This window comes from Bordetella sp. (genome assembly GCF_057362025.1).
On sequence record NZ_JBMQQZ010000080.1, the window covers coordinates 114,423 to 138,062 of the forward strand.

23 protein-coding genes are annotated in these 23,640 nt (G+C 67.1%); 8 read left to right on the forward strand and 15 right to left on the reverse strand.

What is annotated here, in order from left to right:
• Window positions 1–26: 26 nt before the first annotated feature.
• Window positions 27–692: a thiamine phosphate synthase gene (gene thiE, locus ACO1P8_RS16915; RefSeq protein WP_486297039.1), complete on the reverse strand. Its 666-nt coding sequence runs from the start codon at window positions 690–692 to the stop codon at window positions 27–29.
• Window positions 689–1,498 (reverse strand): bifunctional hydroxymethylpyrimidine kinase/phosphomethylpyrimidine kinase, encoded by an 810-nt coding sequence (gene thiD, locus ACO1P8_RS16920; RefSeq protein WP_486297040.1) that lies wholly within the window; start codon window positions 1,496–1,498, stop codon window positions 689–691. The genes thiE and thiD overlap by 4 nt, the downstream gene beginning before the upstream one ends.
• 145 nt (window positions 1,499–1,643) lie before the next feature.
• Between thiD and ACO1P8_RS16925 the strand changes: the two genes are divergently transcribed.
• The 4 genes from ACO1P8_RS16925 (at window position 1,644) to ACO1P8_RS16940 (ending at window position 3,960) form a co-directional block, all read left to right on the forward strand.
• Window positions 1,644–1,808 carry a rubredoxin gene (locus ACO1P8_RS16925; RefSeq protein WP_066355957.1) on the forward strand — a complete coding sequence of 55 codons (165 nt, stop codon included), beginning with the start codon at window positions 1,644–1,646 and terminating at the stop codon, window positions 1,806–1,808.
• A gap of 78 nt (window positions 1,809–1,886) precedes the next feature.
• On the forward strand, window positions 1,887–2,480 hold the full coding sequence (locus tag ACO1P8_RS16930; RefSeq protein WP_094843890.1) for a YqgE/AlgH family protein: 594 nt from the start codon (window positions 1,887–1,889) through the stop codon (window positions 2,478–2,480).
• Window positions 2,473–2,904 (forward strand): Holliday junction resolvase RuvX, encoded by a 432-nt coding sequence (ruvX, locus tag ACO1P8_RS16935; protein WP_486297041.1) that lies wholly within the window; start codon window positions 2,473–2,475, stop codon window positions 2,902–2,904. The genes ACO1P8_RS16930 and ruvX overlap by 8 nt, the downstream gene beginning before the upstream one ends.
• Before the next feature lie 300 nt (window positions 2,905–3,204).
• Window positions 3,205–3,960 carry a lysophospholipid acyltransferase family protein gene (locus ACO1P8_RS16940; RefSeq protein WP_486297088.1) on the forward strand — a complete coding sequence of 252 codons (756 nt, stop codon included), beginning with the start codon at window positions 3,205–3,207 and terminating at the stop codon, window positions 3,958–3,960.
• A gap of 24 nt (window positions 3,961–3,984) precedes the next feature.
• Here ACO1P8_RS16940 and ACO1P8_RS16945 read toward each other — a convergent pair whose 3' ends face one another.
• From ACO1P8_RS16945 to mpl, 13 genes are all read right to left on the reverse strand, one after another.
• On the reverse strand, window positions 3,985–4,818 hold the full coding sequence (locus ACO1P8_RS16945) for a symmetrical bis(5'-nucleosyl)-tetraphosphatase (protein WP_486297042.1): 834 nt from the start codon (window positions 4,816–4,818) through the stop codon (window positions 3,985–3,987).
• On the reverse strand, window positions 4,815–5,993 hold the full coding sequence (lptG, locus tag ACO1P8_RS16950) for an LPS export ABC transporter permease LptG (RefSeq protein ID WP_486297043.1): 1,179 nt from the start codon (window positions 5,991–5,993) through the stop codon (window positions 4,815–4,817). Before lptG ends, ACO1P8_RS16945 begins: the two co-directional genes overlap by 4 nt.
• Window positions 5,994–6,128: 135 nt before the next feature.
• Window positions 6,129–6,863 (reverse strand): monofunctional biosynthetic peptidoglycan transglycosylase, encoded by a 735-nt coding sequence (gene mtgA / locus ACO1P8_RS16955; RefSeq protein ID WP_486297044.1) that lies wholly within the window; start codon window positions 6,861–6,863, stop codon window positions 6,129–6,131.
• Between the two features lie 8 nt (window positions 6,864–6,871).
• Window positions 6,872–7,759: a shikimate dehydrogenase gene (gene aroE, locus ACO1P8_RS16960; protein WP_486297045.1), complete on the reverse strand. Its 888-nt coding sequence runs from the start codon at window positions 7,757–7,759 to the stop codon at window positions 6,872–6,874.
• On the reverse strand, window positions 7,756–8,604 hold the full coding sequence (locus ACO1P8_RS16965; RefSeq protein WP_486297089.1) for a TonB family protein: 849 nt from the start codon (window positions 8,602–8,604) through the stop codon (window positions 7,756–7,758). The genes aroE and ACO1P8_RS16965 overlap by 4 nt, the downstream gene beginning before the upstream one ends.
• 94 nt (window positions 8,605–8,698) lie before the next feature.
• On the reverse strand, window positions 8,699–9,784 hold the full coding sequence (locus ACO1P8_RS16970; RefSeq protein WP_486297046.1) for an ABC transporter ATP-binding protein: 1,086 nt from the start codon (window positions 9,782–9,784) through the stop codon (window positions 8,699–8,701).
• Window positions 9,777–11,549 carry an ABC transporter permease gene (locus ACO1P8_RS16975; RefSeq protein ID WP_486297047.1) on the reverse strand — a complete coding sequence of 591 codons (1,773 nt, stop codon included), beginning with the start codon at window positions 11,547–11,549 and terminating at the stop codon, window positions 9,777–9,779. Before ACO1P8_RS16975 ends, ACO1P8_RS16970 begins: the two co-directional genes overlap by 8 nt.
• Window positions 11,550–11,785: 236 nt before the next feature.
• Window positions 11,786–12,880: an ABC transporter substrate-binding protein gene (locus ACO1P8_RS16980; protein WP_486297048.1), complete on the reverse strand. Its 1,095-nt coding sequence runs from the start codon at window positions 12,878–12,880 to the stop codon at window positions 11,786–11,788.
• 196 nt (window positions 12,881–13,076) lie between these two features.
• Entirely contained in the window at window positions 13,077–15,719 is a 2,643-nt protein-coding gene (locus ACO1P8_RS16985) for a sensor histidine kinase (protein WP_486297049.1), read from the reverse strand.
• Between the two features lie 7 nt (window positions 15,720–15,726).
• Window positions 15,727–16,398, reverse strand: a complete 672-nt coding sequence (locus tag ACO1P8_RS16990) for a response regulator transcription factor (RefSeq protein ID WP_486297050.1) — start codon at window positions 16,396–16,398, stop codon at window positions 15,727–15,729.
• A gap of 52 nt (window positions 16,399–16,450) precedes the next feature.
• Window positions 16,451–18,370 (reverse strand): ribonuclease catalytic domain-containing protein, encoded by a 1,920-nt coding sequence (locus ACO1P8_RS16995; protein ID WP_486297051.1) that lies wholly within the window; start codon window positions 18,368–18,370, stop codon window positions 16,451–16,453.
• 61 nt (window positions 18,371–18,431) lie between these two features.
• Entirely contained in the window at window positions 18,432–19,058 is a 627-nt protein-coding gene (locus ACO1P8_RS17000) for a YqiA/YcfP family alpha/beta fold hydrolase (protein ID WP_486297052.1), read from the reverse strand.
• Window positions 19,055–20,440 carry a UDP-N-acetylmuramate:L-alanyl-gamma-D-glutamyl-meso-diaminopimelate ligase gene (mpl, locus tag ACO1P8_RS17005; RefSeq protein ID WP_486297053.1) on the reverse strand — a complete coding sequence of 462 codons (1,386 nt, stop codon included), beginning with the start codon at window positions 20,438–20,440 and terminating at the stop codon, window positions 19,055–19,057. Before mpl ends, ACO1P8_RS17000 begins: the two co-directional genes overlap by 4 nt.
• Before the next feature lie 77 nt (window positions 20,441–20,517).
• Between mpl and ACO1P8_RS17010 the strand changes: the two genes are divergently transcribed.
• The 4 genes from ACO1P8_RS17010 to accC all read left to right on the forward strand — a co-directional run bounded on the left by ACO1P8_RS17010 (window position 20,518) and on the right by accC (window position 23,569).
• Window positions 20,518–21,027 carry a redoxin family protein gene (locus tag ACO1P8_RS17010; protein ID WP_486297054.1) on the forward strand — a complete coding sequence of 170 codons (510 nt, stop codon included), beginning with the start codon at window positions 20,518–20,520 and terminating at the stop codon, window positions 21,025–21,027.
• Between the two features lie 199 nt (window positions 21,028–21,226).
• The gene (aroQ, locus tag ACO1P8_RS17015; RefSeq protein WP_094843881.1) at window positions 21,227–21,661 is read left to right on the forward strand and encodes a type II 3-dehydroquinate dehydratase; all 435 of its coding nucleotides are present in this window, start codon (window positions 21,227–21,229) and stop codon (window positions 21,659–21,661) included.
• Window positions 21,662–21,758: 97 nt separating this feature from the next.
• Window positions 21,759–22,214 carry an acetyl-CoA carboxylase biotin carboxyl carrier protein gene (accB, locus tag ACO1P8_RS17020; protein ID WP_486297055.1) on the forward strand — a complete coding sequence of 152 codons (456 nt, stop codon included), beginning with the start codon at window positions 21,759–21,761 and terminating at the stop codon, window positions 22,212–22,214.
• 8 nt (window positions 22,215–22,222) lie between these two features.
• Entirely contained in the window at window positions 22,223–23,569 is a 1,347-nt protein-coding gene (gene accC, locus ACO1P8_RS17025; protein ID WP_066632233.1) for an acetyl-CoA carboxylase biotin carboxylase subunit, read from the forward strand.
• Window positions 23,570–23,640 lie beyond the last annotated feature (71 nt).

Genomic DNA, 23,640 nt, shown 5'->3' on the forward strand with positions numbered 1-23,640 from the left:
CGCACGGCGGCCGGCACGGAAAACGATCAGGCGGGCGGGTCGCGCCGCGCCGGCAGGAAAGGGCGCGCGCATTCGCGGGCGGCCAGGCCGATATTGGATGCTTCGAATAGCCCCGTGATCACGGCCACCGCGTCGGCGCCCGCCTGCGCCACCAGGGCGGCATTGGCCGGCGTGATACCGCCGATGGCCACCACCGCCGGCCGCGGGGTCGGCCGTGACTGCGCCAGTTGCGCGGCCTGCTCGAACAGCGCGAGCGGTGCGCGCACGGCGGCGGGCTTGGTCGGAGAAGGAAAGACCGCGCCGAAGGCAATATAGTCGGCCCCGGCCTGCAGCATGTCGCGGGCGCGTCCGATATCGTCATAGCAGGAAGCGCCGATGATCAGGTCCGGCGCGCGCGCGCGTACCTCGGCCAGGTCGCCGTCATCGCGGCCCAGGTGAACGCCATCCGCGCCGACTTCCAGCGCGACTTCCCAGTGGTCGTTGACGAGGAACACCACGCCCAGTTCGCGGCAGAGCGGCGCCAGCGCGGCGGCCTGGGCGCGTCGCGTCGCGGGCGGCACGTCCTTGCGCCGCAGCTGCAGCGAGCGCATGCCTCCGGCGGCGGCTTGCGTGACGGCGCGCAGCAGCCTGTCGGTGTCGTCCCATTCGGGCGTGACGCCATACAGGCCGCGCGGAAAGCGCAGCGCCGTCATGGCGCGGGCATCCGGTTGGCCACGCGCCGGCCCATGCCGGGCAGGAAACTTGCCGCGATGCCGGCATCCGCGTGCGCCAGGGCGCGTTCCACCGCCTGCGGCACGGACAGGCCATGTGCAAGGTAGGCGGTCAGCGCGGTGGCCAGCATGCCGCCGCTGTCGCTGCTGCGTTCCGGGGGCGCCTGCCAGGGGGAATTGCTGGTCGAGCCGTTCGGCCCCACCAGGACGTTCGCATAGTGGCCCGGTCGCAGCGGACTGCCCAGCACGAGTACCCATTTCGCGCCGGCCCCCTGCATCGCGTGGGCCGGCGACGAGGCTTCGCCGATATCCATGGCGCCATCCATCAGCCATTGGGCCAGCCGCGCATGTTCGACCACGACAACGTCAGCCTGGGGCAGCACCAGTTCGAGCGTGGCCGCGAGCAGATCGTCGGCATCTTCCTGCTCCACGGCGTCTTCCGTCAACGGCGCGCGGTGGCCCAGATGCAGCACCAGGGGCACATGGCTGTAGTCGGCGGCCACCTGCGCCACGGCGCTGGCCGCTTCGGCGGTGTAGAGCCCGCCGACCTTGATCGCCTGTACCGGCATGTCCTCGAGCAGGCAGCGGGCCTGGTCGTCCAGGAGCTCCGGCGCGATGGCCTGCACGTCCTCCACCGCCGCCGTATCCTGCACCGTCAGCGCGGTGACGGCAGCCAGTCCGTGACAGCCCAGGCTGGCGCAGGTCACCGCGTCGGCGGGCAGCCCGTCGGAGCCGGTGGGGTCGAAGGGGCCGAAAATCAGTACGATGGGGGGAGTCTGGGAAGTCACTTCGACAGCTTGGCCGACCCCATTTTTTTGCAAACGAGGCCGGTAACCTATTGGGTTTCGGTAAGATCGACCCCATTCTAATGGATCGCGTCCGCTTGGGCGGTTTTATCCCAGCTTGGGCCGTAACTTTGATTTCAGGGAAACTATGCGAACTTGGATGTGTCTGATCTGTGGCTGGGTCTACGACGAAGAGGCCGGCCTGCCGGAAGAAGGTATCCCGCCCGGCACCCGCTGGGAGGATGTCCCGCCGAATTGGGTCTGTCCCGAATGCGGCGCCCGGAAGGAAGATTTCGAGCTGATGGAGATCTGACACGGAACATACCGATTTTCCGGTTTCGATGGATTCCGGTTCCGCGTGATAGGGCGTGAATTGTCCTGGGGGGACATTATGAGCGACAACGACAATAAGCCGGACATCGACGATACGCCGGCCGTCGATTTTTCCAATCAGTTCCTGGTCGCTATGCCCAACATGGTCGAAGGCAGTCTGGCTGGGGCAGTCATATATATCTGCGAGCACACCGCCAAGGGCGCGCTGGGGCTGGTGATCAACCGGCCCACCGACCTGACGCTGGGCACCCTGTTCGAACGCATCGATCTGGCGCTGGAAATCGCCCCGGTCAAGGAAACGCCGGTCTTTTTCGGCGGGCCGGTACAGACCGACCGCGGTTTCGTGCTGCACGCGCCGCCTGGTGATTACACCTCCAGCATCAAGCTGGGCGGGCTGGCGCTGACCACGTCGCGCGACGTGCTTCAGGCCGTGGCCGACGGCAACGGGCCGGCGCGCATGCTGGTGACCCTGGGCTATGCCGGCTGGGGCGCGGGGCAGCTCGAAAGCGAGATGGCGCGCAACGCGTGGCTCAGTGTTTCGGCGGATCCGGACATCATTTTCGATGTGCCGCCCGAAGACCGCTATCCGGCGGCGCTGAAACTGCTGGGCATCGATCCGGTCATGCTGGCCGGGGACGCGGGACATGCCTGAGGACGCGCCACTGGCGGCGGGGGCCGGAGCGGAGGAAACCCTGCTGGCGTTCGATTACGGCACCAAGAAGATCGGCATCGCCATCGGCAATACCCTGACCCGGCAGGCGGCGCCGATGGAAATCATCCACAGCGAAGTCCGCGATGTGCGTTTCGGCCGTATCGCGGCCCTGTTGCGCGAATGGCAGCCGCAGAGGCTGGTCGTCGGCCTGGCGTTGAATGCCGATGGGGGCGAACAGGAAGCCACCGGACGCTGCCGCCGCTTCGCCAACCAGTTGCATGGGCGCTTCGGACTGCCGGTGGTCCTGGTCGATGAGCGCGGTTCCAGCATGCAGGCCCAGGCATTGCTTGGGACCAACGAGCCGGACGACGCAATGGCCGCGGCGGTCATCCTGCAGCGTTACCTGGATGCCCTGCAGGCCTAGCGCCTGGCCGCCAGGCGATCGCCGCCCGCCGCCGGGGCGCGGCCCCGCCCGCCGACCGGTCCGGGGGGCAAATCTGAAACATCGCGGCATGGTATGGTGGCGGGCGCCTATCGGCGCCGCCAGTCCCTTGCCTATTTCCTTATGAAAGATACCGGATCGTCAGCCATTCTCCCGGAAACCCCTTCCACGGAAGCCCCCGTCGAAGCCGGCCCGCGCGCCGGCTTCGAGCCGGGCCGGCAGGATGCGGACGCGACTTCCCGCGCCGCGCAGGGCGCGCCCCACGACGCCTCGATATTGCCGGTGCGCATCCTGCGCTTCCTGCCGCGCGCGGCGGCGGTTGCGCTGATGGTCCTGGCGGGCCTCGTACTGGTCGGCACGGTGTACCCCCTGGTCGGCACACGCGGCCGCGACCGCCTCAACCGTGCCTGGTCGCGCTGCCTGTTGCGCGTCTGCGGCGTGCGCGTGACCGTAAGCGGGCAACCCTTGATGCGGGGCGCCGTGCTGGTTGTCGCCAACCATGTGTCATGGCTGGACATCTTCGTGATCAACGCCGTGCGGCCCACCGCTTTCGTGGCCAAAAGCGAGATCCGCCGCTGGCCCATCGTCGGCCGGCTGGTGGCCGGGGCCGGCACCCTGTTCCTGCAGCGCGGCCATCGCCATGCCATCCATACCGTCGGCGAGGCCATGAAGGCCCGTTTCGCCAATGACGAGTCGGTGGGCCTGTTCCCGGAAGGCACCACGACCGAAGGGTTTTCCTTGCTGCCCTTCCACGGCAGCCTGCTGGAGCCGGCGCGCCAGGCCGGCGTGCCCATCCAGCCCGTGGCCCTGCGTTTCCTGCGTCACGGCAAGCGGGATTCTTTCGCCGCTTTCGTCGGCGAGGAAACCTTGGTCGGCAATCTGTGGCGGATACTCGGCACCCGCGGCCTGGCGGTGGAAACCGCTTACCTGCCACCCTTGCAGGTGGACCCGGCGCACACCCGCCTGAAGATGGCGGCCGACGCGCGGGCCATCATCGAACGGGAGCTGGCCGGCGAACCGCCGGCGCGCAGCCACTGACGCGGCCGTCCCGCGACGCGGCATTCATTCGGCGAGCGGGTCCAGCCCCTTGCCGCAGCTTACCTGGACCAGCCTGCGGTCGTGCAGCCGCAGGGCGGTCAGCTTCCCGCCCCAGACGCAGCCGGTGTCCAGGCAAATCACGTCCTTGCGCAGCAGCAGTCCCAGCGTGGACCAGTGGCCGAACACGACCGTGATGTCGCGCGTCTTGCGGTTCGGCACGTCGTACCAGGGGATCAAACCGGCGGGCCAGGCGCCCGGGGCGACCTTGGTGTCGAACTCCATATGCCCATTGGGCGTGCACAGCCGCATCCGCGTCAGCGCGTTGATGATGATCCGCAAGCGCTTGCCGCCGTGCATGTCGTCGGTCCATGCGACGGGCTGATTGCCGTACATCTTCTGCAGCGCCCGCTGCCAGTTGGGGCCGCGCAGCACATCCTGGATTTCCGCCGCCAGCGCGAGCGTTTTGTTCACGTCCCACTTCGCCAGGGTGCCGGCATGCACCAGCAAATGACCCTGTTCGAAATGCGCCAGCGGCCGGCGCCGCAGCCAGTCGATCAACTGGCCGGCGTCGGGCGCGTCCAGGATTTCCTGGATCGTGTCGGATTTGGTAGGGCGTCGCACACCCGCCGCCGCGGCCAACAGGTGCAGGTCGTGGTTGCCCAGGACGGCCACGGCGCGGTCTTCCAGCGCCATGACGCGGCGCAGGGTCGCCAGTGAATGCGGGCCGCGGTTGACCAGGTCGCCCGCGAACCAGAAACGCGAATCGGGTTCACCCACCAGATCGGGATGCGCCAGCAGCCGTTCCAGCGGCTCGCAGCACCCCTGCAGATCTCCGATCATCCAAATACTTGCAGTCATACCGGTGAGCGGCGCCAGGGCCAGCGTTGGTCCATCACCCGCGTGACGGTGTGGCGGTACTCCATCATCGTCAGCGCGCCCAGAGCGATCAGCAGCGCCCCCAGATTCGGCACGATGGCCGTGATCCAGGGTGGCCAGTGGCTGAGCATACCGACGTTCAGCGCCAGCTGGTTGACCATGAAGAAGCCCACGCCGACCAGGATGCCGATGAAGACCTTGGCGCCGACACCGCCGCGGCGCGTCTGCATGAAGGCCACGGGCGCTGCGATGGTCATCATGATCAGCAGCGTGAAGGGGTAGACCGCCTTGCGCCAGACCGCGACGATCTGGCGATCGGCCTGCAATTGGTTGTGGCGCAGGTAGTCGATGTAGTCCAGCAGCGTGACCAGCGACATGCGTTCGGGCGTCAGCACCCGCGCCAGCAGCCGTCCCGGTGTCAGCGTAGTGACCAGCTCGCGTTGCGGGATCTTGATGACCTCGATGACCGGCTGGGTGGGCGGCTTGGCGTTGTCCAGCGCCTGTACCGCGTCGTGCGAGATGCGGTTCTCGACGACGTTGTACATGATGAGCTTGCCGTCGGTGAAACGTCCCTTTTCGGCGCGGGACAGGGCGATCAGTTCCAGGTCCTTGCGGAACTCGTACAGCGTGATGCCTTCGACCTCGCCGTCGGCCTTCAGTGTGGCGATATTCAGGGTTCGCGAGCCGCCATCCCGCGTCGGCTCCTTGAACCAATAGCCGCTCTCCAGGCGGTTGCCCCCGGCGCTGCCCCGGTACAGCAGGTTCGCTTCGCCGCTTTTGATTTCGGCCATCGGCGTGACCCATTCCGACAGGACGGTCGCCCCTATCATGACGGGTATGGTCACTACCCAGAGCATGCCCAGCAGCTTCAATCCGCTGACGCCGGACACCCGCAGAATCACCAGTTCGTTGCGTTGCGCCAGGCCCGCCAGCGCCAGGATGGAGCCGATCAGCAGACCGATGGGCAACAGATCGTACAGGCGCGTCGGCATGGCCAGGGCCTGCAGATAGAACAGCGCGAAGATGGTGAACTTGCTGCCGACGTTGTCCAGGTCGTCCACCAGGGCGAAGAACGTGAACAAGCCGAGCAGCGCCAGCAGCACTACGGTGCAGGAGCGGTAGATTTCTCGGGCCAGGTAGCGGCGGGCGGTGCGCATGGATGACGGCAGTGGCGGGTGTAGCGATGGTGCCGGGCTGGCGGCGCCGGATCGGCGAAACGAAGTAGCTTAACAAAAATATGATCGTGGCCCGGCGCGGCCCTGACGAATGTGCAGGCCCCGCATCGGCACGTCCTAAGGTATATCGACCTGCGGCATGCGGCGCTGCAGGATGGCGATGCGCCGTCCCAGGTACGAGGTGATTCCGCGCTTGTCGTAGTAGCGGGGATTGGGCAGCATCGCGGCCAGGCGGGCGGCCTGCGCCGAGCTCAGGCGGGCGGCGCTGGTGCCGTAGTAATGCTTGGCGGCTGCCTCCGCGCCGAACACGCCCACCCCCCATTCGGCGATATTCAGGTAGATCTCCAGAATCCGCCGTTTGGGCATGACCCATTCGATCATATAGGCCAGTATCAGCTCCTGCCCCTTGCGCAGATAGGTGCGCGACCCGGAAAGAAACAGGTTCTTGGCGACCTGTTGCGTGATGGTGGAGCCGCCGCGTATGCGGCTGTGGCCCTGTTCGGCCTGCTCCTGGTTGTACTCCCACGCCTTGCGCATGGCGTCCCATTCGACGCCGTCGTGGTCGATGAAGTTCGCGTCCTCCGAGGCGACCACCGCACGCTTCAACGTATTGCTGATCCGGTCGTAGTCGGCCCACTCGAAGCGCAGCCGCGCCTTGGGATCGGTTTTATGCAGCCGCGCCATTTCCTGGCGCATGACGGAACTGCTTGCGGGGTTGCGGTGGGCATACCAGACCACCAGGCAGAATAGCCACAACTGGTACAGGATGGCCACGCACAGCAGCAGCATTACCCCGGCCGAAATGACCCGGAACCATGAAATGCCGCCTGTCCGCCCGCGCCGCGTCGCCATGCCGGCCGTTATCGTGGCGCGGATGCCGCCAGCTCCCGCCGCAGCGCGGCGAGGACGGGCTCGGCATCGGGGCGCACGCCATGCCAGATGAAAAAGCTTTCCGCCGCCTGGCCCACCAGCATGCCCAGGCCGTCGGCCGTGGCGGCGGCGCCTTCGGCCTCGGCCTGGCGCATGAAAGGCGTGGGTTGCGCGCCGTACATCATGTCGTAGGCCAGCGCGCCGTCGGCGTACAGGCCGGCGGGCAGATCGGGTGCCGCGTCGCCCAGGCTGCTGGCGGTGGCGTTGATCACGATGTCCCAGGGTCCGCCCTTGTGCGCCTCCGGAAGGCCCCCGGCGCTGACTGTCGGCGATGCGGCGCCGGTCGCGCGTAGCCATTCGGCGGCCAGCGCGTGGGCGCGTTCGGCGGTGCGATTGACGATGTGGATACGCGCGCAGCCGGCCTCGGCCAGCGGCTGCAGCACGCCGCGGGCGGCGCCGCCCGCGCCCGCCATCAGGACGCGGGCGCCCGCCAGCTCCGCCCCCAGGCGGCGCAGGTCGGCGACCAGGCCCACGCCGTCGGTATTGCAGCCGTGCAGCATGCCGTCGCGCACCCACAAAGTGTTGACCGCGCCGGCCAGGCGGGCACGATCGCTCAGCATGGAGGCGGCCAGCGACCAGGCTTCCTGCTTGAAAGGCACCGTTACGTTCAGTCCGCGTCCGCCGCCGGCGAAGAAGTCGCGCACCGCCGGGGCGAATCCGTCCAGGGGCGCCGGGAGCAGGCCGTATTGCAGGGCGATGGCGGTCTGTTCGCCGAACATGGCGTGGATGCGCGGCGAGCGGCTGTGCGCCACGGGATTGCCGATGACGGCATAGCGGGGCGGCGCCGCCGCGCCCGAGGCGGGTGAAAGATCGGTCATGGCGCCCGGGTCTCCAGCGTGTCGTTGACGAAGTTCCAGGTGCGCGTGATGGCCAGTATGTCGGTATCGCGCGCGATATCCGGCGGAAATGGCGCGAACGGCGCCGCCAGCTGGACGATGCGGCGGGCCGCCTGGTTCAGCACGGGGTATTTCGAGGGCGTGTCGATTTCCACGTCGGCGACGCTGCCGTCCGACCGCACGTAGACCGTCATGCGCAACGTGCCGTAGAGCTTTCCGCGCGCTTCTTCGGGGTAGTTCTGCGTACCGACCGCTTCCACGCGCGATCGCCAGGCATCCAGGTACTGCGCGTAGCGCGATGCCTCCGCGGTCGGTGCCACAAAGGCGCGCCGGGGGCGCTTGTTATAGGCCTGTACGCGGGCGGCCAGGGCCGCGACCTGGGCGTTCTGCAGGACGCTGTCCTGGTCCTGGTCCTCGCGGCCGGGTGTGCTGGCATCGGGGACGGGGTCTCCGGACTCGCGCGGCGCACTGGCCTGGGTACTGGCCCGCAGCTGCGATAGCAGGCGCTGCTGGGTTTCCTCCAGCGCCGCCTGCCGCTTGCGCATGGCTTCCAGCACCACCGCGCTCGGCGCGTCCCCCGATTGCGGCAGGGGGGATTGCGCCATGCCCTTTTCCGCGTCGCCGCCGCCTTCCACATTGGCCTGGGCGTGCGCCTCCGGCTTGGCGGGTGCATTGTCGGTCTTGGCATTGACCAGGATGATTTCCAGCGATTGCGCGGGGGGGCGCGACGGCATGGACGGCGCGAAGCGCACCGCCAGGACCGCGCCATGGACGATCAGCGAGATCGCCAGCGCCAGCCAGAGGTGGTGTTGCGCGGGCGCGCCCATCCAGTGGGCGGCTCGCGTCAGGGAGGATTCGGAATCGTCGTGCACGGACCCATTTTAGTCGTCTTGCGAGACGGCGGCGTCCGTGGCGGCGATCCTACGCGTTGGGCGGAAAAATCCACATCTGCGAGGCGGGCAGCGACAGCCGGTGCGCGCCCGCCGCACGGTTCTCCTGCCCGTAGGCCCGCAGCGCCATGGCGCTGACCGATTCTTCGCCCGGGGGGCGGAAGACGTATTCCCAGCGGTCTCCCAGATACATGCTCGTCATCAGGCGCATGTCGAGGTGGTTGCCCTGCGCGTCTTCGCCCAGGCGCACCTGTTCCACGCGGATGACGCCGATCGCGTCCTGGCCTGCCTGTACTCCGGCGCCAGCCTTGCCCCACAGCGCCCACCCCGGGCCTTCCAGCCGGGCCTGACCGTCGCGGATCTCCGTGATGCGCCCGTTCAGCCGGTTGTTGCTGCCCATGAATTCCGCGCAGAACAGCGTGGCGGGGGCGCCGTACATATCCTGGGGCGTCCCTTGCTGCTCGATGCGGCCGTTGTTCAGCAGCAGGATGCGGTCGGAGATGGCCATCGCCTCGCTCTGGTCATGCGTCACCATCAGGGCCGACAGCCCCAGGCGCACGATCAGTTCGCGCAGGAAGGCGCGGGCTTCCTCGCGCAGCTTGGCGTCCAGGTTGGACAGCGGCTCGTCCAGCAGGATGACCGGCGGGTTGTAGACCAGCGCGCGGCCGATGGCCACGCGCTGCTGCTGGCCGCCGGATAGCTGATGCGGATGGCGCTGCGCCAGATGGCCCAGGCCCAGCTGGTCCAGGACCTCCTGCACCCGCTGGCGGGTTTCCGCGGCCGGGGTGCGGCGCAGCTGCAGCGGATAGGCAACGTTGTCGAACACGGTCTTGTGCGGCCACAGCGCATAGGACTGGAACACCAGGCCCAGGTTGCGCTCTTCCGCGGGCACTTCGCGCCGGGCGGCGCCGTCATAGACCATGCGCTCGCCGATGGCGATCTTGCCGCGCTTGGGCGCTTCCAGTCCGGCGACGGCGCGCAGCAGCGTCGTCTTGCCGCTGCCGGAGGGGCCCAGCAGCGATACGACTTCGCCCTGCTTCAGGGCCATCGATACCCCTTTCAGGACGGGATTGTCGCCGTAGTCCAGGTGCAGGTCGTCAACGGATAGTTCAATCATGAAGTTTCACTCCGAATCGCAGGGCGATGCCCAGGCCGATGACGACCAGCGCGATATTGATAAAGGAGAGCGCCGCCACGATGTCGATGGCGCCCGCGGCCCACAGCGACACCAGCATGGAGCCGATGGTTTCCGTGCCGGGCGACAGCAGGTAAACCCCGGTGGAGTATTCGCGCTCGAAGATCAGGAACATCAACAGCCAGGAGCCGATCAGCCCGTAGCGGGCCAGCGGCACGGTGACGTGGCGGGTCACCTGCCCGCGGCGGGCCCCGGCGCTGCGCGCGGCTTCTTCCAGTTCCGGTCCGACCTGCAGCAGCGTGGATGAAATCAGCCGCAGGCCATAAGCCATCCACACGACGGTGTAGGCCAGCCATACGCTGAAAATCGTGCTGCGCACGGAACGCAGCCATTCCACCACGTTGTCCCGCAGCCAGTCCGTATAAGGCAGGAAGGAAAGCAGCCCGCCCTCGTCCAGGGAGTTGTCCAGCCAGAGCGGCACGAACAGGAACACCCACAGGAAGGCCAGGCCGGCCAGCAGGCCCGGTACGGCGCGCGGTACCAGCACGCTGTAGTCCAGGAAGCGCGTGACGTGGTCCGGCTTGCGGTGCATGGCCAGGCCGATGAAGGTATAGCAGACTACCGCGAGCGCCCCGCCGAATACCCCGATGGCCACCGAGTTGACGATGGCGCGCAGCAGGTTTGGCTGGCCCCATACCGAGCGGAAGGCATCCAGCGACAGCACGTCCAGCAGCGACACGCCCATGCCCCAGTTAGAGACGAAGGCGCGCAGCACGACACCGGCCAGCGGCACGAAGATCGTGACGATCAGCCACAGCCATACGACGGCGCTGGCCGGCCCACGCCATTTGCCCAGGGGCAGCGGCCGCGCGCGCGACGCCTTGCCCTTGACCGTGACGAAGCGATTGGCCGTGCGCATCAGCCGTCGCTGCAAGGCCACCAGCGGAATGGTGATGCAGATCAGCACCACGGCCACCGCCGCCATCAGGTGGTACGACGGCGTGCCCAGCTTGTTGGTCAGCTTGTACAGATAGGTGGCCAGCACCAGGTTGCCTTCCGGGTCGCCCAGGACCAGCACCAGGCCGAACACTTCCAGTCCCAGGAAGAACAGCAGAACGGAGGCGTAGAGCAGTGCCGGCCGCACCATGGGCAGGCTGACGGACATCATCACGCGCAGCGGCGACGCGCCGGTCACCCGGGCGGCTTCCTCGACGTCCGAGCCCATGCTGCGCAGCGCGGACGAAATGTACAGATAGGCATGCGGTACGTGCGTCAGGCCGGCGATGATGACGATGCTGGTCATGGAATACACGTTCCACGGCACGAACCCCAGCATCTGCTTCGCCAGGATGGAAAAGAATCCGACCGGCCCGGCGGCCACCACATAGCCGAAGCCCAGCACCATCGGCGAGACGAAAACCGGCACCAGGATCAGGGGCTGGATCCAGTGCCGTCCCGGCAGATCGGTGCGCACCATCAGGAATGCCAGCATGCCGCCCAGCGGCACGGCGATGATGAACAGGCCGAACGCAAGGATCAGGCCGCTGACCAGCGCCTTGTAGAAATCCGGGTCGTCGAAAATGAAGCGGAAGGCATCCAGTCCGATTTCCTTCGACGGCGAGAAGAAGGGCGCGGAAAGAAAGCTCTGGTACACGATCAACGACAACGGCACGTAAATGGCCAGGGCGGTGATCAATACCACTACGCCGCGCGGCAATGACTGCCATTTGGTGCGCAATGTCTGCATGGAAATTTCCTGGTGTTCGAGCGCAAAGCGCCGGATGGCCGGCGCCGTGCACCGCGGTACGGCAAGGACGGGGCGGCATGGCTTTTGGCGTTGCCGCCCCGCCCGGCGCACGGCCCACATCGGTCCGCGCGCCGACCGTTCCTTGGCACGCGCCGCGCGGCGGCCGGCCCATGCCCGCATGGCATGGGCCGCTCATCCTGCCGGCGCGGCGGTCTTTTCCCGGGTTGCCGGCGGGCTTACTTGCCCGCGGCCTTGCGCCAGTCGTTGATGAATTCCAGGCGCTTCTTCTGCTGCAGGTAGTCCAGCAGCGTTTCGTTGACGGGGATGGGCTTGAGCGACTTGCCCAGTTTCTTGGTCAGGCCGTCGACGTCGTTGTCGCCCGGGATGTCGTCGCGGATCGACGCCATATCGGCCTTATTGGCGATCAGGTCCTGGCCCTTCTGCGACAGCAGGTAATCCAGCCACAGCTTGGCCGCGTTGCGATGCTTGGACTTCTTGCTGATGAAGGCCACGCGCGACAGCACCAGCGTGTAGTCGGTCGGGTAGACGATGCCGAGCGAAGCGTCCTTGCGGGCGCGTGCTTCGGCGTACGATCCCAGGATGTTGTAGCCGATCAGGTTCTCGCCGGACGAAACGCGTTCCATCATCGTGCCGGTGGACGATTGCACCACCAGGCCGCCCTTGGCGGTATCGCGCAAGGTATCGAAGTAGTGCGGATCGTTCATCTTGTCCTGCACGGCCAGCATGAAGCCCACCGCGGACTTCTCGATGTCGTAGGTCGTGACCTTGTTCTTGTACTTGTCCGTTTGCGCGGCCACCAGCTTGGCCAGCTCGCCGTGCGTCTTGGGCACGTCCGCTTGCGGGACCAGGCGCTTGTTGTAGATGAACACCGCCGGCTCGTAGGTCGTGCCGTAGGCGGCATCCTTCCACACCGCCCAGGCGGGCAGCTTGGCGCCTTCCGGCGACTTGTAGCGCAGCGCGTAATCCTTGGCCAGCTGCAGGGCGGAATCCATCGACGAACTCCACACCACGTCGCCGCTGGCGCCGCCGGAAGCCTGTTCGCTGATGTAGCGGTTATAGAGCTCCGTGCTGTTCATGTCGTTGTATTCGACCTTGACGCCCGGATAGGCGGCTTCGAAGCCCTTGATGATGGGGTCGGCGGTTTTGGTGTCCGTCGTCGAATAGATGATCACCGTGCCTTCTTTCTTGGCGCCGTCGATGATCTTCTGGTAATCCGACGGATAGCCGGCGGGCGCCTGGGCCAGCGCGTTCGCGGCAGTCAGGGAAAAAGCGGCGGCGCAGGCCACCGCCAGGCGTGACGGGACGAACATGATTGTCTTCTCCAGTTGGTATCGTGAAGCTGGACGGGCGCCAGCGTGAGCGCATCTTAGTGGCCGCATACTGTCGCCGTCCTGTCATGGAGCAGAGGTCCGCCACGGCCGCAGACGCGCCGGCGGACGCGTGCCTGGGGCCCGTCCGCGGAAACTCGCCCGCCGAAGAACGGCCCGCGCCGGCAGGATCGTCCCGCTAAGGACCGGCGGGCTTGCCCACCGCCGGCGTGTCGGTGACCAGACGGGTCCAGTTCTGCACGAAACGCGCGTGGCGCTGGCGGTCCAGGCCTACCAGAAGCGCGGGGCCGAGCACCACGGGCTGCACGATGGCCTGGGAACCCATCAGGGCCGTGCCCGTGCTCCATCCCGTGCCGCTGTCGTCGGCCATGGGCCCCAGGCCGCTGACGTTCGAGATCTCCGTCTGTCCCGCCGGTGAAAGCAGCCAGTCGATGAGCGCGCGCCCCAGCGCGGGATGGGGCGCATGGCGCGCGATAAGTGCGGAACGCGGCAGCACCAGGACGTAATCCTGCGGGAAGATCACGCCTATCCTTCGTCCCGCCGCCCGCCGGGCCAATGCATAGGATCCCAGGACGTTGTAGCCGATATCCAGCTCATCGTTTTCGATGGCGTTCAGGATGTCGGCCGTGGTGGCGCTCAGGCGTACGCCGACCTGGCCCAGCGCATTGGTCAGGCCCCAGAAGTTGGACGACACCTGCTCGTCCTCTTCCGCCAGCAGCTGTCCGACGCTGCTGCGGCCGATGTCATAGGTGCCGACGCGGCCATGCAATGTCGCGCGATCCGTCTCCAGCAGGCGGAGCAATTCCTGCCGCGAACGGGGCACAGTCGCTTCGGTAAAACGGCGTGGGTTGTAGGCGATCACCGCGGGCTCGAAGGCGAAGCCGAACACCTCGTCGCGCCAGACGGCCCACGAGGGCAGGCGGTCTGCGCCGGGGGCGTCGTAGCGCATGGCGTAGCCGTCATTGGCCAGGCGGATCTGCAGATCCGCCGCCGAACTGATCAGGACGTCGGCGTCCTTCAACCGGCCGGCCACCGTGGCCTCGTACAGTTCGCGGCTGCCCATCTCGCGATACTCCACCGTCACGTCGGGCTGCATGGCCTGGAAGGCGACGATCAGCGGCGCGGCGGCCGGCGTGTCGGTCGTGCCGGCGATCACCAGCACGCGGTCCGACGGCTGCGGGGCGAGGAAGCGGGTGATCGTCAGCGGCGCGGACGCGCCCGCGGGCTGCGCGGCCGGCGGCCGTGGCTGTCCTTCCGCTTGCGGCTGGGGTTGAGACTGGGACTGCGATTGCGCCGGCGTTTGTGTCGAGGTTTGCGCCGAGGTTTGCCCCCCTGCCGCCTGCGCTACCGCCTTCTCCCACGTCGCCGCGCGCACCGGCGCCGGCGTCCAGGCCAACAAGCCCGCCATGACTGCCGCCACTGCCAGCAAAACGCGTGGGTATACCGGCCGGGCTCGCGGCAGGATCACGCGCGCCGACAGCCCCCCGCCCGGCCGGTCCTGCAGCCACAGGGCGCCGCCGTGCGCCTCGGCCACCGTCCTGGCGATGGACAGGCCCAATCCCGATCCCGGCGTGCCTTCGCCGGTGCTGCCGCGCGCGAACCGCTGCTGCACGGCTTCCTTCTCGTCATCGGCGATACCGGGGCCGCAGTCGTTCACCGTCAATGCGACGCGGTAGCCCGCCACCGGCGTGGCCTGAATCTCTACCGGCCCCTCCGGCGCGTAGCGCAAGGCGTTGTCCACCAGATTGCGCAGCATTTCGCGCATCGCCACCCGGTCGCCCACCACGCGCGCCCGTCGCACTTCCGGCGCGATGGCGATGCGCAGGCGCTGCGCGTCCAGGGGGCCGATGCGGCGGCGCGTTTCGTTGACGGTTTCGGCGATGCCCACGGACGCATGTCCGCGCATGCCGAGCCGATGGGTGATGGTGGCATCCATCAGCAACTGGTTGATCAGCTGGCTGGCGTGCGTGGCGTTCTGGTGGATGCGGGCGACCCGGGCGCGCAGGCGGTCCGGGTCCGTTTCGTCCATGGCGACCTCCGCCTGTGCGCGCAGCGATGCCAGCGGAGTGCGCACCTGATGCGCCGCATCGGCAACCAGATTGTTCAAGGAAGACATAATGCCGCCCAGGCGGCGCATAAAGCCGTTCAGCGCCTCGGCCAGCCCCTTGACCTCGCGCGGCACGGGGGCGTCGAGCGGCGTCAGGTCGTCCGGCGCGCGGGCGCGCAGCGAACGTTCGATCAATACCAGCGGCGCGAAGGCACGCTGGATGCCGAACCACAGCAGCGCCAGCGCCACCGGTACCACGACCAGCAGGGGGAGGGCGCTGCGGTTCAGGATCTCCGCCGCCAGCGCCTCGCGCGAGTCGCGCGTCTCGGCTACCCGGATGGTGACCCAGCCGGCGTGGCGGCCGGCGGAGATCAAACGCCCCACGGTGGCGATGCGTATCGGTTCGTCGTGGTAGGCGGCATCCGAAAACACCGGTGCCGCCGACTGCGCCAGCGGCAGCCCGGGGGCAAGGTCGTCGTAACCCGTGATCGGTTTGCCGGCGGCATTGAGCACGCTGTAGAAAACGCGGTCGTTGCCCGACAGCATGGCCAGCGAGGAAAACGGCGGTTCCGCGACGACGTCGTTTTCGTCGATCTGCACCGAGCCCGCGATGGTCAGCGCCGAGGCCGCGAGCAGGCGGTCGAAGGCGCGATCCGCGGCGCGGTGCGCGTAATCGCGCAGGAACAGGCTGACTGCGACGGAGGCGCAGACCAGCAGCAGGCAGCCCAGGGCGAATACGCGTCCGCGTATGGAAGATGCCGCGCCTATGCTCATCGGGGGCCTACGAGGGTTCGTGCAGGCGTGCCTGGTAGCCGACGCCGCGCACGGTCACGATGTCGACGGTTGCGTCGGCGATCTTGCGGCGCAGGCGCGAAACCAGGAGCTCGAGCGCATTGGGCAGGACGTCCTCCAGGTCGAACAGCTGGCTCATCAATCTTTCCTTGGCGACGGTGCTGCCCATGCGATCGAGCAGGATCTCCAGCAGGCGGAACTCGCGTCGTCCCAGGGTGACCGGCACGCCGGCAATGTGCGCCGTGCGCCCGGCCACGTCCAGGGTCAGGTTGCCGTGTACCGCGACGCTGGTGGTGCGGCCCGCCGGCCGGCGCAGCAGGGCGCGCAGCCGCGCTTCCAGTTCGCGCAGGTCGAAAGGCTTGACCAGGTAATCGTCGGCGCCCAGGTCCAGCATATCGATCTTATCCTCGATCTCCGCGCGCGCGGTCACCACCAGGACCGGGGCGTCCGTGCCCGACGCGCGCAGTTCGCGGATAACGTCGAAGCCGCTCTTGCCCGGCAGCATGATGTCCAGAACCAGGGCATCCCATTCCTCGTGGCGGCTCCATCGCAGGGCGCTTTCGCCGTCACGCACCCATTCCACGCTGTGGCCGGACGCGCGCAGCTTGCTTTCGATGGCGTCGCCCAGGTCTGCATTGTCTTCGACCAGCAGTATCCGCATGGTGTCTTCCTCCCGCATCCGGCCCGGCCACAGAGGCGATCGCCGTGCTGCGCTATTCGGTTTCGGCTTCGCCTTGGTCGGACGCCGCGGCCGTCAGTTCGCCGACAAAGCGGCATTCCACTTCCAGCGTCAGTTCGTCGCGATCCAGCAGGTCGATCTCCACTTGCGTGCCGCGCGCCAGCGCGGGAAGGCCGCCCACGCGCGTCACCAGCGGCGCGTTATTGAGCCGCACCAGGTCGTCGCGCAGCACGCTGGCCGTGGTGCGCGCGATCCCTTGCTGCGCCAGCCAGCGCAGGCACCAGTATCGTTCCATGGTGTTCTGGAAGTCTCCCCACGCGGCGTACTGGGCATCGAAGGCGCCGATGATGGCGAACAGGTCCGCGTCGCGCGGCTTGAAGGGCGCGACCAGGCGTGCCGACACGCCGTTGTCGACGGCGGCGATCAGCTGCCACTGGTTCACCAGGTCGACGTAGCGGCGCAGCGGCGAGGTGCTCCAGGCGTATTGCGGCACGCCGATGGCCTCGTGCGGCAGGGGCTGCGTACTCATCCGCACGCGGCCGGCCTGCTGCGAGCGGTAGATGCCCGGTACGCCGTGCTGCGCCAGCAGGCCGCCCCACAAGTTGTTGGCCAGGATCATGTATTCGGCCACCATGCGGTCCAGCGGCGCGTTGCGCTTGCGCGGTACCAGCCGTACCGGGGTGTCGGGATCGTCGGGGTTGCCGTCCACGTAATAGCTGTATTCGACGCGGCTGTTGTTTTCGGGCTTGCCGCGTATTTCGTCGCGTTTGGCGGACAGGGAGCGTGCCAGCCGCCACAGCGGACGCAGCCATTCGGCATAGGGCAGGGGCGCCTGCGGGTCGTCCAGTGCGGCTTCGGTGACCGTCTCGTCCAGCTGGTTGTGCCGCAGGTTTTCTTTCACCACGATGCGCTCGATCCGGCTTTCGGACGCGAGGATCTCGCCGGTGTCCGGGTCCGCGGTCACATACAGCGACAAGGCCGGCACTTCGCGGCCGGCGTCGAGCGAAAACGCCCGGATGACCGCGTCCGGCTGCATGGGTATCTTGTCGCCGGGCATATAGACGGTGGACAGCCGGGCTCGCGCCAGCTTGTCCAGTTCGCTGCCGCGCGTGACGGCCAGTCCGGGCGCCGCGACGTGGATGCCGGCGCGCACCTTCCCGTCCGGCAGGACGGACACCGACAGGGCGTCGTCGATCTCGGTCGTCGTGACGTCGTCCACGGAATAGATCTCGGCATCCGCCAGCGGCAGCTCGCGGTCCGGCATGGGGATCGCGACCTCCGGAAAGCCCGTGCCGCGGGGAAAGTACTGGGCCAGGAAACGGTGCTTGTGCAAGGCCAGCGCGTGCGGGAAGGCGCCCAGTTCCAGCAGCAGGCGGTCCGGGCTTTTGTGCAGCCGCGAGCAGGCGCTTTCCAGCGCCTTCCACTGCATCGTGTTCTTGTCGGGACGCACGACCAGCGTTTCGGCCATGGCCGCGATTTCCTCCGGCAGCCGGCCGGCCACCATTTCTTCCACCCATTGCTGCTGGCGGGCGGCCTGCTGCGCCTTTTTCTCGATGGCGGCCAGCGCCGCGGCCAGGATGTCGGGCGGCGCCGGGCGATAGCGACCCTTGCCGCGTCGGTGGAAATACGCCGGCGCACTATGCAGGCGCAGCAGCAGCGCCGCCTGCTCCGTCGGCGAGGGTGCGTGGCCGTAATAGTCGGCCGCCAGGGCGGGCGAATCGAATTCTTCCTGCGGCGCGCATTCCCACAGGAACTGCAGGTCGATATCTTCCGCGGCCGCTTCCGCCTGGCGCAACAGTTCCGCCGGCTCGGGCGCGGCGAAGGTGAAGATCGCGTTGGCCCGCTTGATCTTGCTGCGCTTGCCCGATTCGGACTCTACCTGCAGGCTGGCGTCCGCTTCGGAAAGGATATGTCCGGCCTTGAACTGGCCGTCGTCTTCGTAAAACACGTGCATGGCGAGGTCCATCTGGGGCGCTGCGCGGCTGCGCCGCCCGCGCCCGATCCTGCTTGATTAGTTATTGGTTAGGGCCTGTCGGTACCGAAGGGGCGTCCAGGGCGAATCCAAGCACTTCCGGCATCCAGGCCGCGAAGTCGGACAGGCCGTGGTCGCTACCTTCGACGATGCGCTGCCTGCAGCCCGCATACCAGTCCCGCATTTCACGCCAGTCGAGCACTTCGTCGCCCGTGGCGGCAATCAGGAAATAGCGCTCCGGATATGTCGGCCGTTCCACCTTCAGGGCGGCCAGTTCGTCGACGTAGCTGGCGCGGAATTCGAACGGCGCGCCCGAATGATACATACTCTGGTGGCCCACCTGCGTGGCGAGATCGCGCGGCGCGTGCACCGCCGGGTTCAGTAGTACCGCCTTGCAGTCCAGCTGTTCCGCCAGCCAGGTGGCATAGTAGCCGCCCAGCGAAGACCCGATCACCGTCAGGCCGCGGGGCGATGGCAGGCCGCGGCGGGCCAGTTCGTCCAGTTGCCCGCGGGCCAGCGACATGGCCAGGCGCGCCGCCTCGGCCGGGCTGGGCGGCAGCTGCGGGCAGCGCCAGTCCGCCGATAAGCCGCGCCGTTCCATCTCGTCGGCCAGCAGCCGCGCCTTGAACGACGCCGGCGATGAACGGAATCCGTGCAAATAAAGAATCATGGGTGCTCCACCGCCGTGGAGGCAGCCAGCGCGTCGAGCAGCTTGCCATGGATGCCGCCGAAACCGCCGTTGCTCATGACCAGCACGTGGTCGCCCGGGCGCGCGGCACGGACGATGGCGGCGACCATCGCCTGCAGGTCGTCGTAAGCGGTGGCGCGTCCGCCCAGCGGCGCCAGCACCTGTGCCGGATTCCAGCCCAGCGCGTGCTTGCCCGTATGGGCGCCGAAGCAGAACACCAGGTCGGCATCCCGCAGCGCCTTGGGCAGGCGCTCGGCCATCGTGCCGAGCTTCATGGTATTGGATCGCGGCTCCAGCACGGCCAGGATGCGCGCATTGCCGACACGGCGCCGCAGTCCCGCCAGGGTGGTTTCGACGGCGGTAGGGTGGTGGGCGAAATCGTCGTAGACCGCGACGCCGCGCACCGTGCCGCGCAACTCCATGCGGCGCTTCACTCCGGCGAATGCCGACAGCGCCTGCACGGCCGTGGCCGGGGCAACGCCGGCGTGCTCGGCGGCGGCGATGGCGGCAAGCGCGTTCATGCGGTTGTGTTCGCCCAGCAGGCTCCAGCGGACGGTACCGATCTCGCTGCCCTGCCGGCGCACGGGGAACGCGCCTTCCGCATCGGGGGCGCCGGCCTGCCAGTCGCCATCTTCGCCGAACCGGGTGGTTTCCGACCAGCACCCCTGTGCCAGGACACGATCGAGCGCCTCGGAACGCGTGGGCAGCACGACGCGGCCGCTGCGGGGGATAGTGCGGACGAGGTGATGGAATTGCGTTTCGATCGCCGCCAGATCGGGGAAGATGTCGGCGTGGTCGTATTCCAGGTTGTTCAGGATGGCGGTGCGCGGGCGGTAATGGACGAACTTCGAGCGCTTGTCGAAGAAGGCCGTATCGTATTCGTCGGCTTCGATCACGAAGAACTTGCGGCTGGCGTCGAAGCGGGCGGAAACCTGGAAATCCTGAGCCACGCCCCCCACCAGGAAGTTCGGCCGCAGCCCGGCGTGTTCCAGGATCCATGCCAGCATGGCGCTGGTGGTGGTCTTGCCGTGCGTGCCCGCCACGGCGAGCACGTGCTGGCCGGCCAGCACATGGTCTCCCAGCCACTGCGGGCCGGAGACGTACGGCGCGCCCGCGTCCAGGATGGCTTCCATCAGGGGGTTGCCGCGGGTTACCACATTGCCCACGACATACAGGTCAGGACGCAGGGCCATTTGCTCGGCGCCGTATCCTTCTATCAGTTCGATCCCCTGTTCGGCCAACTGCGTGCTCATCGGGGGGTATACGCCGGTGTCGCAACCGGTGACGCGATGCCCCCCAGCCCGGGCGATCAGCGCCAGGCCCCCCATGAACGTGCCGCAGATGCCTAGAATGTGCAGATGCATACGGTGTTTTCTCCTGCCGGCATTGTAGATGCTGGAGTGAATGCCAACCCGCGCCCTGCCAACGGTAAGATGACACGATGAAACGACGTACTTTGCTCCGATCCCTGATGGCGCTTGGCGGCGCGGCCGGCATAGGCCCCGCGCGGGCGCGCGCCGCTTCTTCCTCCGATGCGGTCGCGGGCCTGTTGACGCAGACCTTTCCCGACTTGCAGGGCCGGCCCCAGCCCTTGGCGCAGTGGAAAGGCAAGCCCATGCTGGTCAATTTCTGGGCGACCTGGTGCCCGCCCTGCGTCAAGGAAATGCCCGAGCTCGATGCGCTCCATGACCGGCATCGCGGCGTGCAGTTTCTTGGGCTCGCGGTCGATTCTTCGGCGAACGTCGCCAAATTTGTCGCGAAGTTGCCGGTCTCTTATACGCTTCTGGTGGCCGGCGCCGGTAGTATCGACTTGATGCGCCGCCTGGGTAACGCCCCAGGCGGCCTGCCTTTTACCGTCATTTTGGCTGCAGATGGCCGCATTACGAAGCAGATATTAGGGCCCGTGGATTCGGTTGGCCTGGATAAATGGTTGACGGAAGTGGCGGCGTAACCGCAATAGACAAATGCGCGAAATTGTCGTAAAAAGCGGGGTTATTCGCGGTTTTCGCGTCAAAAGCCTTCCGGCGTAACCGGGCGGTCACGATCGCGGGACCAGGATGGGCGGCCATGGCCGCCCGTTCCCGATTCATCCGGCAGGCGGTCCGGCGACGCTACGGCGTCGCCAGCGCCGGTCTTCCATTCTGGCAGCGATGGCGCAACGCATATTGGTCTTGCACGGCCCCAATCTGAACCTGCTGGGTACTCGCGAGCCGGGTATCTACGGCAGCCTCACGCTGGGGCAGATCAATGACGGGCTGGCCGCGCTGGCCGCGGACCTCGGGGTTTCGTTGACGGCCTGGCAAAGCAATCACGAGGGCGCCCTGGTCGAACGCATCCAGGCCGCGCGCGATGACGGCACGGACTTCATCGTGATCAACGCGGCGGCGTACACGCATACCAGCGTGGCGGTGCGCGACGCCCTGGCCGCCGTATCCATCCCTTTTATTGAAGTACATTTGTCCAATTTATATAAGCGCGAGCCTTTCAGGCACCACTCCTACCTGTCCGACCTGGCGGTGGGGCTGATCTCGGGCCTCGGGCCCGACGGCTACGAAGCCGCGGTTCGCTACGCTGCGCGCCATTGACTTCGTTCCAGCGGTTTTTCCTGTCTCCAACAAAGCAAAACTCCAATACGGCGCGGCAGCATGGCCGCCCGTCGTCAACATTCCGGGAAGCACTTCTATGGATCTCCGAAAACTCAAGACCCTGATCGACCTGGTGGCGGAGTCCGGCATTGCCGAGCTCGAAATCACCGAGGGCGAAGGCAAGGTCCGCATCGTCAAGTTCTCGCAGACGGTGCAGCCGGTTGCCTACCATCAGCCGGAGGCCATGCCGGCGGCGCCCGCCGCGCCGGTCGCCGCTGCGGCCGCGGCACCTGCCGCCGCCGCCGCGCCCGCGATCCAGGGCCACGTGGTCAAGGCCCCCATGGTCGGCACGTTCTATCGTTCGCCCAATCCCGGCGCGTCGCCTTTCGTCGAAGTCGGCAGCAGCGTCAAGGAAGGCGATCCGCTGTGCATCATCGAGGCCATGAAGCTGCTCAATGAGATCGAAGCCGACAAGTCCGGCGTGATCAAGGAAATCCTGGTCGAAAACGGCGAGCCCGTCGAATACGGCCAACCCCTGTTCGTCATCGGCTGATTCCTCCCATGTTCGAAAAAATACTGATCGCCAACCGCGGCGAGATTGCCCTGCGCATACAGCGCGCCTGTCGCGAGCTGGGCATCAAGACCGTGGTTGTCCATTCCGAAGCCGACCGCGACGCCAAGTACGTCCGCCTGGCTGACGAGTCGGTGTGTATCGGGCCGCCGCCCTCGCGCGAAAGCTATCTGAACATGCCGGCCATCATCTCCGCGGCCGAGGTGACCGACGCGGAGGCCATCCACCCGGGTTACGGCTTCCTGTCGGAGAACGCCGATTTCGCCGAACGCGTCGAAAAAAGCGGCTTCGTCTTCATCGGGCCGCGGCCCGATTCCATCCGCCTGATGGGCGACAAGGTCAGCGCCAAGCGCGCCATGATCGAAGCCGGCGTGCCCGTCGTGCCGGGCTCGGAAGGCGCCTTGCCGGACAATCCGCAGGAAATCCTGCGGACCGCGCGCGAGGTCGGCTACCCGGTGATCATCAAGGCGGCGGGCGGCGGCGGCGGTCGCGGCATGCGGGTCGTCTATACCGAAGCCGCGCTGATCAATGCCGTGACCATGACGCGCTCCGAAGCGGGGGCCGCCTTCAACAATCCTGAAGTCTATATGGAGAAGTTCCTCGAGAACCCGCGCCATATCGAGATCCAGGTATTGGCCGACGGCGGCCGCAACGCGATCTGGCTGGGCGAGCGGGATTGCTCCATGCAGCGCCGCCACCAGAAGGTGATCGAGGAAGCCCCGGCGCCCGGCATCGCGCGGCGCCTGATCGAGCGTATCGGCGACCGCTGCGCCGACGCCTGCCGCAAGATCGGCTATCGCGGCGCGGGGACCTTCGAGTTCCTGTATGAAAACGGCGAGTTCTATTTCATCGAAATGAACACGCGGATCCAGGTGGAACACCCGGTGACCGAGCTGATCACCGGCATCGACCTGGTCCAGCAGCAGATCCGCATCGCCGCCGGCGAGAAATTCACGCTGCGCCAGCGCGACGTGGTGCTGAAAGGCCACGCCATCGAGTGCCGCATCAATGCCGAAGACCCCTTCCGCTTCGTGCCCAGTCCGGGGCGGATCACCAACTGGCATACGCCCGGCGGCCCCGGCGTGCGGATCGATTCGCATGCCTTCAATGGCTACTTCGTGCCGCCCAACTATGATTCCATGATCGCCAAGGTCATCACCTATGGCGATACGCGCGAGCAATCGCTGGCGCGCATGCGGATCGCGCTGTCCGAAATGGTGGTGGAGGGCATTTCCACCAATATTCCCCTGCATCGCGAATTGTTGCAGGATGCCCGTTTCATCGAGGGCGGCACCAGTATCCATTACCTGGAGCAGCGGTTGGCGCAGCGTCCCTGAGTCGTCCGGGGCGAACGTACAATATCAAACATTGGACGCCCGCCCCGCGCTGCCGGCGGCTCGTGGATGCG